The organism is Azonexus sp. IMCC34839 (assembly GCF_047047955.1).
GTDB lineage: Bacteria > Pseudomonadota > Gammaproteobacteria > Burkholderiales > Rhodocyclaceae > Azonexus.
In genome coordinates this window covers 2,539,110-2,551,573 of record NZ_CP150631.1, presented here as the reverse complement: position 1 = coordinate 2,551,573, position 12,464 = coordinate 2,539,110, and the positions used below count along the sequence as shown (strand labels likewise).

At 59.5% G+C, this 12,464-nt stretch carries 11 protein-coding genes and 1 pseudogene; 7 read left to right on the top strand and 5 right to left on the bottom strand.

Features of this window, described 5'->3' with window-relative positions; genetic code table 11:
* The first annotated feature begins 65 nt into the window (after positions 1-65).
* The 5 genes from WIF35_RS12385 to WIF35_RS12365 all read left to right on the top strand — a co-directional run bounded on the left by WIF35_RS12385 (position 66) and on the right by WIF35_RS12365 (position 4,406).
* The gene (locus WIF35_RS12385; RefSeq protein WP_412478522.1) at positions 66-1,232 is read left to right on the top strand and encodes an MFS transporter; all 1,167 of its coding nucleotides are present in this window, start codon (positions 66-68) and stop codon (positions 1,230-1,232) included.
* 162 nt (positions 1,233-1,394) lie between these two features.
* Positions 1,395-2,174 (top strand): Crp/Fnr family transcriptional regulator, encoded by a 780-nt coding sequence (locus WIF35_RS12380; protein ID WP_412478521.1) that lies wholly within the window; start codon positions 1,395-1,397, stop codon positions 2,172-2,174.
* A gap of 115 nt (positions 2,175-2,289) precedes the next feature.
* Positions 2,290-2,898, top strand: a complete 609-nt coding sequence (gene thrH, locus WIF35_RS12375) for a bifunctional phosphoserine phosphatase/homoserine phosphotransferase ThrH (protein ID WP_412478520.1) — start codon at positions 2,290-2,292, stop codon at positions 2,896-2,898.
* A 102-nt stretch (positions 2,899-3,000) separates the two neighbouring features.
* Positions 3,001-3,864: a formyltetrahydrofolate deformylase gene (gene purU, locus WIF35_RS12370; RefSeq protein WP_412478519.1), complete on the top strand. Its 864-nt coding sequence runs from the start codon at positions 3,001-3,003 to the stop codon at positions 3,862-3,864.
* Entirely contained in the window at positions 3,864-4,406 is a 543-nt protein-coding gene (locus tag WIF35_RS12365) for a hydrolase (RefSeq protein ID WP_412478518.1), read from the top strand. Before purU ends, WIF35_RS12365 begins: the two co-directional genes overlap by 1 nt.
* 5 nt (positions 4,407-4,411) lie before the next feature.
* Here WIF35_RS12365 and WIF35_RS12360 read toward each other — a convergent pair whose 3' ends face one another.
* The 4 genes from WIF35_RS12360 to WIF35_RS12345 all read right to left on the bottom strand — a co-directional run bounded on the left by WIF35_RS12360 (position 4,412) and on the right by WIF35_RS12345 (position 8,009).
* Positions 4,412-5,182: a phosphodiesterase gene (locus WIF35_RS12360; protein ID WP_412478517.1), complete on the bottom strand. Its 771-nt coding sequence runs from the start codon at positions 5,180-5,182 to the stop codon at positions 4,412-4,414.
* Positions 5,183-5,278: 96 nt separating this feature from the next.
* The gene (locus WIF35_RS12355) at positions 5,279-6,781 is read right to left on the bottom strand and encodes an ammonium transporter (RefSeq protein ID WP_412478516.1); all 1,503 of its coding nucleotides are present in this window, start codon (positions 6,779-6,781) and stop codon (positions 5,279-5,281) included.
* A gap of 10 nt (positions 6,782-6,791) precedes the next feature.
* A complete protein-coding gene (gene glnK / locus WIF35_RS12350) occupies positions 6,792-7,130 on the bottom strand; it encodes a P-II family nitrogen regulator (protein WP_412478515.1) in 339 nt (112 codons plus the stop codon).
* Between the two features lie 81 nt (positions 7,131-7,211).
* Positions 7,212-8,009: a TorF family putative porin gene (locus WIF35_RS12345; protein ID WP_412478514.1), complete on the bottom strand. Its 798-nt coding sequence runs from the start codon at positions 8,007-8,009 to the stop codon at positions 7,212-7,214.
* A gap of 247 nt (positions 8,010-8,256) precedes the next feature.
* Between WIF35_RS12345 and WIF35_RS12340 the strand changes: the two genes are divergently transcribed.
* Positions 8,257-8,499: an accessory factor UbiK family protein gene (locus WIF35_RS12340; protein WP_412478513.1), complete on the top strand. Its 243-nt coding sequence runs from the start codon at positions 8,257-8,259 to the stop codon at positions 8,497-8,499.
* Between the two features lie 6 nt (positions 8,500-8,505).
* Positions 8,506-9,615, top strand: a pseudogene (locus WIF35_RS12335) (YifB family Mg chelatase-like AAA ATPase); the annotation flags it as partial.
* Between the two features lie 266 nt (positions 9,616-9,881).
* Here the strand turns inward: WIF35_RS12335 and WIF35_RS12330 are convergent.
* The gene (locus WIF35_RS12330) at positions 9,882-12,383 is read right to left on the bottom strand and encodes a hypothetical protein (protein ID WP_412478512.1); all 2,502 of its coding nucleotides are present in this window, start codon (positions 12,381-12,383) and stop codon (positions 9,882-9,884) included.
* Positions 12,384-12,464 lie beyond the last annotated feature (81 nt).

The following is a 12,464-nucleotide window of genomic DNA, read 5'->3' as shown; positions in this document are numbered from 1 at the left end:
GGCGGGGCATTGGCAAACGCCCCTGTCCACTCGGATAATCCGCCGACTTCTTGCCGGATTTCGCCATGCCGCCCGTCATCACCATCGTCCTCGCCCAACTGCTCGGCACCTCGCTGTGGTTCTCGGCCAACAGCGCCGCCGACGACCTGGTGTGCAGCTGGCAGATGCAGCCGGCCGACATCGGCACGCTGACCAATGCCGTCCAGCTCGGCTTCATCCTCGGCACCCTGGTTTTCTCGCTGAGCGGGCTGGCCGACCGCTTTCCCGCCAGCCGCATCTTCGCCGTCTGCGCCCTGCTCGGGGCCGGCTTCAACGCCGCTTTCGCCCTGCTCGCCCACGATTTGGCCAGCGGCATGCCGCTACGTTTTGCCGTCGGTTTCTGTCTGGCCGGCGTCTACCCGCTGGGCATGAAGCTGGTCGTCACCTGGGTGCCGGAGCGCGCCGGTGCGGCCTTGGCCTGGCTGGTCGGCATGCTGACGCTAGGCACGGCGCTGCCGCACGGCGTGCGTCTGCTCGGCAGCGGACTGCCCTGGCAGGTCGCCATCTCGGTATCTTCGCTACTCGCCCTGCTCGCTGCCGGCCTGATCTTCCGCCTGGGCGACGGCCCGCATCTGGTGCGCCGCCACGGCGCGCCACCGCTGCGCCTCGGCCGCGTGCTGTACACCTTTTCCATCCCCGCCTTCCGCGCCTCCGCCCTCGGCTATTTCGGCCACCAATGGGAGCTTTACGCTTTCTGGACGCTCGTTCCGGCCTTGCTCGTCGCCAGCGGTCTGGCCGAGAGCGGGACTGCCCTGCTCTCCGGGCTGGCTTTCGCCACGGTGGGAATCGGGGCGCTCGGCTGCGTGACCGGCGGTTTCTGGAGCCACCGCATCGGTAGCGCCCGCGTCGCCGCGGCGGCGCTGGCCACCTCCGCGCTGTGCTGCGCGTTTTTCCCGCTCACCGGCGAACTACCGGCCTGGCTGCGAGTTGGCCTCCTGCTGCTCTGGGGCTTCAGCGTGGTGGCCGATTCGCCGCATTTCTCCGCCCTCTCGGCCCGCGCCTGCCCGCCCGAAATCGTCGGCAGCGCGCTCGCCTTCCAGAACGCCATCGGCTTCGCCATCACCATGGTGTCGATCCAGCTCGCCACCCGTTGGGTTGGCGATTGGGGGCTGAGTATCGCCTGGCTGCTGCTGCCCGGACCGATTTTTGGCCTGCTCGGTCTGTTTCCCCTGTGGCGGCGGCCAGCCGCCTAAGCAGCCTCGACAAGACGCCTCTCCTTCCTTCTTTGGTACATATCCACTAGTCATTCGGTCGTAGCTGGACCACATCTCTCGGCGAATTTTGACCAGGATCAAAATTCGTTTGCACCAATATGGGGAAATGCCCACCCAGACAGCCAAAGCAGGAGGTAAAGCATGGGCAGGCAGCAAACGATCGACCCCGGGGAGTTTCTCCGCGGAATCGCCCCTTATTCGTCGCTCGATAGCGTGGAGTTTGCGCGTTTGATTGACGCCGTGCGGGTTCAGCATCTGGAAAAGGGCAGCGCGCTATTCGAGCAGGGCGATGCCTGTCGCGGCGTGCATGTCGTCGTATCGGGACAGATCAAGCTGGCCTTCTGCTCGCTACAGGGCGTCGAAAAGGTGGTCGGCATCCTCGGCTCGGGCGATGGCGTCGGCGAGGCCTGCATGTCGATCGGCCAGCACTACCCGATGAATGCCGAGGCACTGGCCGACACCACCCTGCTCTTCCTGCCGCAAGCCATCCTGCGCGAATGCCTGGAGAGCAACCGGTTGTTTGCTCACCAGTTGATGCTGCGTATTGCTGAGAAGCTGCACTTCCTGCTGCTCGACATGGAAGCCACCTCGCTCCTGTCCGGGACCGAACGCATCGTCTCCTTCCTGGTGCGGCAACTGGCCGACAGCAGCGAAGGTCCGCACGCCGTGATCCGTCTGGCGCAAACAAAGTCGATCATCGCCTCGCGCCTGAGCCTGACGCAGGAACACTTCTCTCGCCTGCTTCGGCAATTGTCGGAACGCGGCATGATCAATGTCGAAGGGCGCCATATCCATATCCCGGATGTCGATCGGCTGCGTCAGTACCTGAAATCCGGCACCGGCCATTGCGTCAACCGCGGCGGACGCTCGGCCGGACGCGGCCGCGAACGTGCAGGTTGGGAGAGCCTGGCCCCGGCCTGAACGAACCCAAGGAAAGCACTCCCTTAACACGCCTTCTTTATGCCAAAACACCGGATAACCCGACCTGTATCGGGTAAAATCGTGGTTTTTCGCATACCGCGCAGGGAGTTGAACCGTGCATATCGTCTGTCTTGACCTCGAAGGGGTCCTCGTCCCCGAAATCTGGATCGAATTCTCCAAGCGCACGGGTATTCCCGAACTGATGCGCACGACCCGCGACGAGCCGGACTACGACAAGCTGATGACCTACCGCCTCGACATCCTGCGCCAGCACAAGCTCGGCCTGCCGGATATCCAGAAGGTGATCGGCGAAATGGGCCCGATGGAAGGCGCCAAGGCCTTTCTCGACAAGCTGCGCGAGGATTACCAGGTCGTCATCCTGTCCGACACCTTCTACGAGTTCGCCCATCCGCTGATGCGCCAGCTCGGCTGGCCGACCCTGTTCTGCCACTCGCTGGAAGACGACGATGCGGGCATGCTGGTCAACTACCACCTGCGCATGCCGGACCAGAAGCGCGAAGCGGTCAAGCGCTTCAAGGAGCTGAACTTCAAGGTGGTCGCTGCTGGCGATTCGTACAACGATACTGCCATGCTTGGCGAAGCCCATGGTGGCATCCTGTTCCATCCGCCGGAGAACGTCATCCGCGAATTCCCGCAGTTCCCGGTCACCCTGAATTACGACCAGCTGCGCGCGGAAATCGACAAGGCTTTCGCCCGCGCCTAACGGCTCGGGCGCAAGCCTTCGGCGCAGCGTACCACCCCGGCTCGCTGCGCTCCCCGCCCCCCATAGGGGCTCAGCCTTCCCTTCTCACGGCCACCTACCGCCATGCATCGCGACCGTTTCTACACCCTGACCGCTTCCTGCCCCGACCAGGTTGGCATCATTGCCCGCGTTTCTGGCTTCATCGCCCAGAACGGCGGCTGGATCCTCGAGTCGAGCTTCCACGCCGATGCGCTCACCGGTCGCTATTTCATGCGGATCGAGATCAAGGCCGATTCGCTGCCCTTCCTGCTGGCCGAATTCCGCGAACGTTTCCGCACCGAGGTCGCCGAACCGCTGTCGATGACCTGGCGCATCAATGACAGCGCGGTGAAGAAGCGTGTCGTCGTGCTGGTTTCCAAGCAGGAGCACTGCCTCTACGACCTGCTGGCGCGCTGGCAGTCGAAGGAACTGGACATCGAGATTCCCTGCGTCATCTCCAACCACGACACCTTCAAGGGCTTCGTCGAGTGGCATGGCATCCCGTTCATCCACGTGCCGGTCACGCCCGACAACAAGCAGGCCGCCTACGCCGAAATCGCCCGCATCTTCGACGATGTACGCGGCGATACGATGGTCCTGGCCCGCTACATGCAGATCCTCAGCCCGGAATTGTGCGACGCGCTGTCTGGCAGGATCATCAACATCCACCACAGCTTCCTGCCCAGCTTCGTCGGCGCCAAGCCCTACCACCAGGCCTACGAGCGCGGCGTCAAGCTGATCGGCGCGACCTGTCACTACGTGACCTCCGAATTGGATGCCGGCCCGATCATCGAACAGGACGTGATCCGTATCGATCATTCCGATTCACCGGAAGACATGGTCCGCTACGGCAAGGACATCGAGAAGACCGTGCTCGCCCGCGGCCTGCGCTACCACCTGGAAGACCGTGTCCTGGTGCACGGCAACAAGACGGTCGTCTTCCGCTGATGCTGATCCAGCGGGCCGATTCGCTGCTGTTGGTCGTCGACCTGCAACAGAAACTTGCGCCGGCCATTCACCATAGTGAGCAGGTCACGGCCAACGCCGTTCGCCTGCTCGAAGGAAGTCGGCAACTCGGCGTTCCCGCCTTTGTTTCCGAGCAATACGTGCGCGGCCTCGGCCCCAGCCTGCCGGCAGTACAGACTGCTACGGTGCACGCCCGTTTTTTCGAAAAAACCCATTTTTCCTGCGCAGCCGAACCAGGCGTCCTCGACCTGCTGGCAAGCTGTGGACGTCGACAGGTCGTCGTGTGCGGTACCGAGACCCACGTCTGCGTACTGCAAACCGCATTCGGTCTGCACAGTGCCGGTTACGAGGTCTTTCTGGTTGCCGACGCGTCGTCGTCCCGCACCCCGGAAAATCGCCAGGCAGCATTGGAGCGCCTGCAAGCCGGCGGTGTCGGCATCGTGACCACCGAAATGGTGCTCTTCGAGTGGCTGCACCAGGCCGGCACCGACGAATTCCGCACCCTGCTCCCGCTGATCAAATAAACCGTCTAGTCCGTGTAGGGCACGACCGACGCTGCCACTACGGGCAGATAGTGAGCGCGCAAGGCCTGCCCCGGCGGAAGATCATGCACCAGCATGCCTGGCATCTCATTGGTCCAGGCCAATCCCCCTTGGCCAAGCGCAATTTGGTGCACTGTCGAAGGGCAGGTCATGGCCAGGCGCCCGGCAAAGGTGGTCACCACATGGCGGTGCACATGGCCGCACAGCAAGGCCTCGACATTGGGCTGCTTGGCCAGCCAACGAGCCAAACGCTCCCCATTGCGGCAGGCGATGACATCCATGCCCGGAATACCGACTGCGAACGGCGGATGATGCAGGGCAAGCAAAACCCTGCGCTCCGTCGGACAGGCGCTTTCCAGCCAGCTTAGCGTATCGGTAGATAGTTCGCCCCATTCCTCACCCGCCACTGAAGTGTCGAGCAACAACAGACTGAAGTCAGCAAAATCCAGACACTGGCAGGCTGGATCGATCGGTGCCCAAGCTTGATTCGGAAAAGCGGCCTTCAAGGCCGCCGGCTGATCGTGATTGCCCGGCAACACGGCATAAGGCATAGCCAGCGCCGCCAGACGTGTGGCCAGGCGCGCATAGCTTACCGGAGCGCCATCATCGGCCAGATCGCCGCTGAGTAGCAGAAGGTCCGGCCGCGGCACCAGTCCGGCCAGGCGCAACAATGCATTTTCCAGCGCTTGCCAGGGATCGATACCGCTGTACAGCAGGCCGGGACGCAGATGCAGGTCGGAAAGTTGGACGATACGCATGCTTGAAGATTAGCAAGCCCGCAGATCAAATAAAACACCCCAAAAAAAGCGGGCACCCGAGGGTGCCCGAAGGGAGAGAGACTACGAATTTCTTGCTTAGTGGTGGTAGGCGCTTTCGCCGTGGGAGGTGAGGTCGAGACCTTCGCGCTCCTCTTCTTCCGGCACACGCAGACCGATCACGATATCAACCAGCTTGTAGGCGACCAGGGAAACCACACCAGACCAGACGATCACCGTGCCCACACCCCACAGCTGGGAGATCACTTGGGCAGTCATGTCGTACGGAGCGACAGCGTTGGCGACATAGTCATAGACACCGGTACCGCCGAGGGCCGGGTCACAGAAGACACCGGTCAGGATGGCACCGAGGATACCGCCGACGCCATGGACGCCGAAGACGTCGAGGGAGTCGTCAGCACCGAGCAGGCGCTTCAGGCCATTGACACCCCACAGGCAGACCACACCAGCCAGCAGGCCGATGATGATGGCACCCATGACACCGACGAAGCCGGCAGCCGGGGTGATGGCAACCAGGCCGGCAACGGCGCCGGAAGCAGCACCCAGCATGGAGGGCTTACCCTTCAGGATCCATTCGGCGAACATCCAGGACAGCGCTGCACAGGCAGTGGCAACCCAGGTGTTGACCATGGCCAGAGCGGCACCGCCGGAGGCTTCGAGGGCGGAACCAGCGTTGAAGCCGAACCAGCCGAACCACAGCAGGGAAGCACCGATCATGGTGAAGGTCAGGGAGTGCGGAGCCATGGCGACGTTGCCCAGGCCGGTACGCTTGCCGACCATGTAGGCACCGATCAGACCAGCGATGGCGGCATTGATATGCACGACGGTACCGCCAGCGAAGTCGAGCGCACCCTTCTGGAACAGGAAGCCAGCGGTCTTACCGGCAGCTTCACCGGCAGCGGCGTCGATGTAGGCATCCGGACCCGCCCAGTACCAAACCATGTGAGCCATCGGGATGTAGGACAGGGTGAACCAGATCACCATGAAGACCAGGATGGCGGAGAACTTAGCACGTTCGGCAAAGGCACCGACGATCAGACCACAGGTGATGGCAGCGAAAGCGCCCTGGAAGATCACGTAGGCCAGTTCCGAGATATTGACACCCTTGGAGAAGGTGGCGGCGACGGATTCGACGGTAACGCCCTTCAGGAAGAGCTTGTCGAGCGTACCGAAGAATTCGTTGCCCTCGGTGAAGGCGGCGGAGTAGCCATAGACCACCCACAGGACCGAAATCAGCGAGAAAACAACAAACACCTGCATCAGCACGGACAGCATGTTCTTGGAGCGGACCAGACCGCCGTAGAACAGAGCCAGGCCGGGGATGGACATCAGGATGACGAGGGCGGCGCTGACCATGACCCAGGCGTTGTCACCCTTGTTCGGTGGCACCGGAGCTGCGGCCGGGGCGGCAGCTTCGGCAGCGGCCGGAGCAGCAGCAGGCGCGGTGGCCGGGGCGGCAGCGGTTGCAGCAGCCGGCGCGGTAACGGCCGGCGCGGCCTCAGCAGCCTTTTCTTCAGCCCAGGCCGGAGCGCCGAATGCAACGGCGCCGACCAGAGCCAGCAATGCGAATACGCGTTTCATGGGGTTCTCCTTACAGGGCATCGGTACCGGTTTCGCCGGTCCGGATACGAACAACTTGTTCGAGGTCGAAGACGAAGATCTTGCCGTCGCCAATCTTGCCGGTGCTGGCCGACTTTTCGATGGCTTCGATGACCTGATCGATCTGCTCGCTCTTCACGGCAGCTTCGATTTTCACTTTCGGCAGGAAATCGACGACATATTCAGCGCCCCGATACAACTCGGTATGCCCTTTCTGCCGGCCGAAACCCTTCACTTCGGTAACGGTGATGCCTTGCACGCCAATGGCGGACAACGCCTCACGCACTTCGTCAAGCTTGAACGGCTTGATGATCGCGGTAACGAATTTCATGAGTAGTTCCCCATTTAGGTTTGAAGTCTGAATTCCCCACCGGCGCCGGCCGGGTCACCGGCGGGGAATATTTAAGTTTGCTTAGAAGGTACGGGAGACGGAGGCAACAATGGTGTCCTTGCCAGAGTCGTAGCTATGAAGACCCGACGTCGTGAAACGGTACGGCTGACCAGCACCGCCCTTGGCGTCGGTACCGATGTAGGACAGGCCGAAGACCCAGCCGTTGATGTCCTTGGTCGCGCCAACCTTCCAATCGGTGTAGCTACCGTCATGCACCTTCTTGAAATCAAGGTAGCCGACATGAGCATTCACGCCCCAGCCATCGCCGAGGTCGTAATTGGCAGAAAGATCGTAGTACATCGTACCGGCGGTGCTGCCACCGTTGGTACCGCGAGCCGAGAAGTAGTCATCAACAGAGTAGTAAGCCTTGGCTGACAGGAACTTCCAGGAAGCACCCAGATAGATTTCCTTGTTGGTGACCATATCGCCGTTGTTCTTGCCACCATTCACGCTGCTACCGGGATACCAGTAGGTGATGGCGCCGACGTCCAGACCGAAATCGCCGAATGCAGCCTTGTAGCCACCGTAGACGTCCATTTCGATGCTGCCACCGGGGTAACCAGCAGATTCGGCGACGTTGGAGTTCCAGTTACCAAGGTAGAAGCCGCTTTCGTGGGAGTAGTCGATACCACCCTGGATAGCCGCGCGGGAAGCGGTCTGGGCGATGCCACGGAAACGGTATTCGCTGAAGACACCGACGTTGGCGGTAATGGTATGGGCGCTCTTGGCTTCCTCGGCGGCTGCCGGGGCAGCGGTCTGGGCCATGGCCGGAGCAGCGAAGGCACCAACCAGTGCCAGAGCGATCAGAGACTTCTTCATTCTTTCTCTCCTGTAGAACGGTAAAAAATTAAAACGAAAGTTAGTTGTGCAGCGACTAATAGCAGGAGCCGTGCCAGGTCACGTTTTTGACACAAATCAAAGGTTTCTGCGCTGCAACAATAAAAACGCACCACATGCGCGCACCAAAGCTGTGCGGTCACAGACTGTTACGCACCAGCCACGGGCAGCCCGCTACCTGGGAGGATTTCACCCCTGTGTTACACTGCGACGCCTAGGAGGAGACGCGATGCTCGACCCAAAAGTCTTTGAAGACATCAGCGCCAAGATGAGCGCCCTGCTGGCCAGTTCGCCGGCGAAAGATATCGAAAAGAATGCCAAGGCCATGATGAGCGGCTTGCTTGGCAAGCTCGATCTGGTCACGCGCGAGGAGTTCGACGTCCAGGCCCAGGTGCTCGCCCGTACCCGCGAGAAGCTTAAGGAACTGGAAGCTCGCGTCGAGGCGCTGGAAAAAGCCCGCGCCGGGCAATAACCTCTGATGGCCCTGGCCGTCGCCCACAGTCGTGGCCTCGACGGCCTGAACGCGCCGCCGGTCATCGTCGAGGCGCACCTCGCCAGCGGCTTGCCGAGCTTCACGCTCGTTGGCTTACCGGATACCGAAGTGAAGGAAGCGCGCGACCGCGTGCGCGCCGCCATCGTCAATTCCGGCTTCGAATTCCCGAGTAAACGGATCACGGTCAATCTGGCCCCCGCCGACCTGCCCAAGGAATCCGGCCGCTTCGACCTGCCCATCGCCCTCGGCATTCTGGCCGCCAGCGGACAGATTCCGGCCAAGGCGCTGGCCGATTACGAATTCGCCGGCGAGTTGTCGCTCTCGGGCGAACTGCGCCCGGTGCGCGGCGCGCTGGCCATGGCCCTGCAAAGCAATCTGGACGGGCGGCATTTCATCCTACCCGTGGCTAGCGCCGAGGAAGCGGCACTGACCGGGGCCGACGGTATCCTCGGTGCGACGTCGCTGCTCGGCGTCTGCGCCCATCTGAGCGAGCGCGACAGCCTGCCGACGGTGACTGCTGCGGTGCACAGCACTTTTGCGGCAAATTTCCCCGACCTCGCCGAAGTGCGCGGCCAGACGCAGGCCAAGCGCGTCCTGGAAATTGCTGCGGCCGGTAGCCACTCTCTATTGATGGTCGGCCCGCCCGGCACCGGCAAATCGATGCTGGCTGCCCGCCTGCCAGGCCTGATGCCGACACTCACGCTGGAGGCGGCCCGCGCTTCGGCCGCCGTCCTGTCGCTGGTCGGTCAGTTCCGGCCGGAGGAGTTCGGTCGCCGCCCCTACCGTTCGCCGCACCATACTGCCTCGGCCGTCGCCCTGGTCGGGGGCGGCAATCCGCCGCGCCCCGGCGAAATCAGCCTGGCTCACCAGGGCATTCTGTTTCTCGACGAACTGCCGGAGTTCGACCGCAAGGTGCTGGAAACCCTGCGCGAACCGCTCGAATCCGGCTCGGCGCACATCGCCCGCGCCGCACGGCATGCCGAATTCCCAGCGCAATTCCAACTGATTGGCGCAATGAATCCTTGCCCCTGCGGCTACCAGGGCGACCCGTCCGGGCGCTGCCGGTGCACGCCGGACCAGATCTCGCGTTACCGCTGCCCATCACCAAAGTTACGCCGAACTTTCACTAGAGTTACAGTCAAACTTCGAGGATCTCAAGTTACCTCACCTCACAAAGCACCCGCATACAAAGCATAAGCGGCAGTTCGAGAGAAAATTCCATAGGCAGGTGATCGGCCTTAGCAGACGTTCCGCCGATTGTCATTGTCAGGCGGTAATCCGCCTGTGAGCAATTGATCGTGTTGACGAACGAAGCGAGTCCATATCGATTCTCTCTGGTGAGTTTTGACGGGAAGACTGACTTATAGATAACTCGATGGCTTATCATCCCAATCTGAAATCAAATACTCAGCTTCGATCTCAGCAGGCAGTAAAGCACGAAGCTCTTGAAGCTTCGACTTCATTATCTCTGTATCACCAGCCATGGCAGCTAAAACTGCTACGTCTGCGCCAACCTCTTTTGCTGCGGCTGCCAAATCTTGGATATCGGACTTGGCAATGAGTTCACTTCGGGCTTTGACCTCCCCGATTACAAATTTTCCGTCAACGATGCAGATTAAATCGAGCTCTCGATCAATACGCTCCCCCTGATTCTCTGGGTGGTCACGGTACAAAGCTGTCTGTGGTGCAAACATGAAGGAAGTACGCGACTGTCTTCGTAAGGCGCTAATAGCCCATGCAACGGTAATCGTGTCATGCTCGCGCAGGCACGTTGCGAAGAACTCATTCATGCGAAAGTCCATTGCAACATTGACAGGGAGTTGATGCTCTCGGCTACAAACTTCGCACTCCATTAATTCCCTTAAGGCTTCAACTCCGCGCCAGTTCCGGTGGCGGCATTGTCTGCAACTCCATTCGTGACCACGAAAAAAAATGCCGCGTTCGAATAGGTAACTTAGGGAACCCTTCAGATCGTTTTCCCGCTCAGCCAAAATATCGTCACGCTGTTTCGCAAGGTTTGCGTCACTTTCGATGGCGGCGGTCAGTTCTTTTGTCCAGGCCGCAAGTAAAAGGTCGTAGCGCGTTTTTTGACGTGGCACCTTAAGCCTGCTAGCTTTTTGTAGGATGCGTTGTGCCAGTTTTTGCCAAGTCTCTTCGTCTTCGATTACTAGCTTGCCGGATTTCGCGCGCATTCGTCGCTGGATATCTTTTATTACCTCTTCATGTTGGCTCTGTGCGGGCGCAGCCAAATCGCTGAACTGGGCGCGCCAGAAATGCGAAGACATGGTGTTCTCGATGTCGCTGAGGGAGCCAAACATCCCGATTAGCCCTTCCAGATAGCTACCCTTGTCAGAAGGTTCTACATAGCGATAGGCAGAATCTTTCGTCTCTTTACCGCGCAGGTCAGCATTTGGAAAGAACGGGCGGTCAGTAATCAAGCTACGGAAGATAGTCGCATCGTCAGGCTGATTTACCTCTAGGTGAACGGTGCTCGTGTTCGCAGGAACAGAAATGCCACCGCCACGCCGAAGGCGCGCACCTTCGACAATTGAAAAATACCGTACTAGCTGTGATCGATTCGGCAGTATCCACGGTTCACGGACGTTGCTGAAGCGGCCAATATCATTCAAGCGATCAATCGATAAGTCGATGTACCACGAACCTCGCGAATACACCGGATGCATACCGGCGCAATACATTAGCTGAATGGGCTGAGGGACAGCCACTTCCGTTGGCGAATGCGTGATAGCTGTTTCTAGAGTTGCAGGGCGTGGATTTCCAAAACTAAAGGCGCGGGACATTTGTGCCAAGTCGGAAGGACTGCATTCATCCAATGAGGGAATTGCCGAAAAAGTTACGTATGATCTAGATGAGGCTTGAATCTGCGTAACGAATGCTTCGAGTTCGGTCTGATTGAGGGAGTGCGATCGCACAACAACGCGTGCGGGGCCATTGTTTCCGCCGATCCAATTGCACGCACGAAGGAAAGAACCAATTTTTGTTGCCTTTCCTGCGTCGATTGCAGCTGCGGCAGGGACGCGTAGCGTCTTGTAGCGTTGGTTATGCGCATCGTCAAATAGAAGACCTGCATTCCAACATGACACACGATCTTCAAATGTGTCCCCCACGACCAAACAGAATCCGTCTGTCCAAGGGTGTTTAGGCCTATGGGGCTGAGCGCAAAGATTAGAAAGCTGTCCTAAAGTCGCTATGCCGCCCTGATTCCCAAGATTCTCAAGAACCCCATATGCGTCTTGGACCTCGTCGCCTTCAACTGAGCGGTAATGCCAACGATTTTCTGGTGGACTCTCTGGCGTCAACACCATGCCCCGGATACCGAGTTGCTGATGTATCGGAAAACTATTTGCGCTATCGTGCAGCGTTCCAAAGGTGTCTTTGATGAGCCCATCATCTTGCCAGGCTGGGTAGCAATCTAGGATATGCGTAGGTGGTGAATGGACAAATCCAGAAACCGTCTTCAGGAAAGGTAGCCAGGACAGAGAAGTAAGACCTAAAGGGCGATCAATATTTATCCTGGGATGTTGTTCTACCTCTCCTCGCACTCTTTTATAGTCAAGCAGTTGGGTATCGGAAAGAAGAGTTATTAAGTCTTTTGCCAAAGCACCGTTGTCGTAAGTTAGTAGGACGACAAAATCGGGATCAAGTAGGCGCAACCATCCCTTATAACGCGAAGAAATGGCGCCATTGATCAATGGAATTACCAAAGATTGCCTGCCACCGTCTCGGCTAAAGCAGTCCGAAATGATTGCGTCGAGCCAGTTGAGCGAGTCAATACCGTTCTCGAGAACATAAGCTACGCGTATGTTACGGGGTGTTGCTTTAATTTTTGGATCGGGCTTCATGGATCTTATAGTTGTGCCTTGATTGAGCCGCATCTTAATCTGGCTTATCAAACCATAGGCCTCAATATGGTGAAAACATGA

Bases quoted from the DNA above. Each gene is read 5' to 3' on its own strand.
- WIF35_RS12330 (WP_412478512.1), bottom strand. From the start codon at position 12,383: ATGAAGCCCGATCCAAAAATTAAAGCAACACCCCGTAACATACGCGTA.
- WIF35_RS12365 (WP_412478518.1), top strand. From the start codon at position 3,864: ATGCTGATCCAGCGGGCCGATTCGCTGCTGTTGGTCGTCGACCTGCAA.
- WIF35_RS12340 (WP_412478513.1), top strand. From the start codon at position 8,257: ATGCTCGACCCAAAAGTCTTTGAAGACATCAGCGCCAAGATGAGCGCC.
- WIF35_RS12355 (WP_412478516.1), bottom strand. From the start codon at position 6,781: ATGAAACGCGTATTCGCATTGCTGGCTCTGGTCGGCGCCGTTGCATTC.
- WIF35_RS12345 (WP_412478514.1), bottom strand. From the start codon at position 8,009: ATGAAGAAGTCTCTGATCGCTCTGGCACTGGTTGGTGCCTTCGCTGCT.
- WIF35_RS12380 (WP_412478521.1), top strand. From the start codon at position 1,395: ATGGGCAGGCAGCAAACGATCGACCCCGGGGAGTTTCTCCGCGGAATC.
- WIF35_RS12385 (WP_412478522.1), top strand. From the start codon at position 66: ATGCCGCCCGTCATCACCATCGTCCTCGCCCAACTGCTCGGCACCTCG.
- WIF35_RS12360 (WP_412478517.1), bottom strand. From the start codon at position 5,182: ATGCGTATCGTCCAACTTTCCGACCTGCATCTGCGTCCCGGCCTGCTG.
- purU (WP_412478519.1), top strand. From the start codon at position 3,001: ATGCATCGCGACCGTTTCTACACCCTGACCGCTTCCTGCCCCGACCAG.
- glnK (WP_412478515.1), bottom strand. From the start codon at position 7,130: ATGAAATTCGTTACCGCGATCATCAAGCCGTTCAAGCTTGACGAAGTG.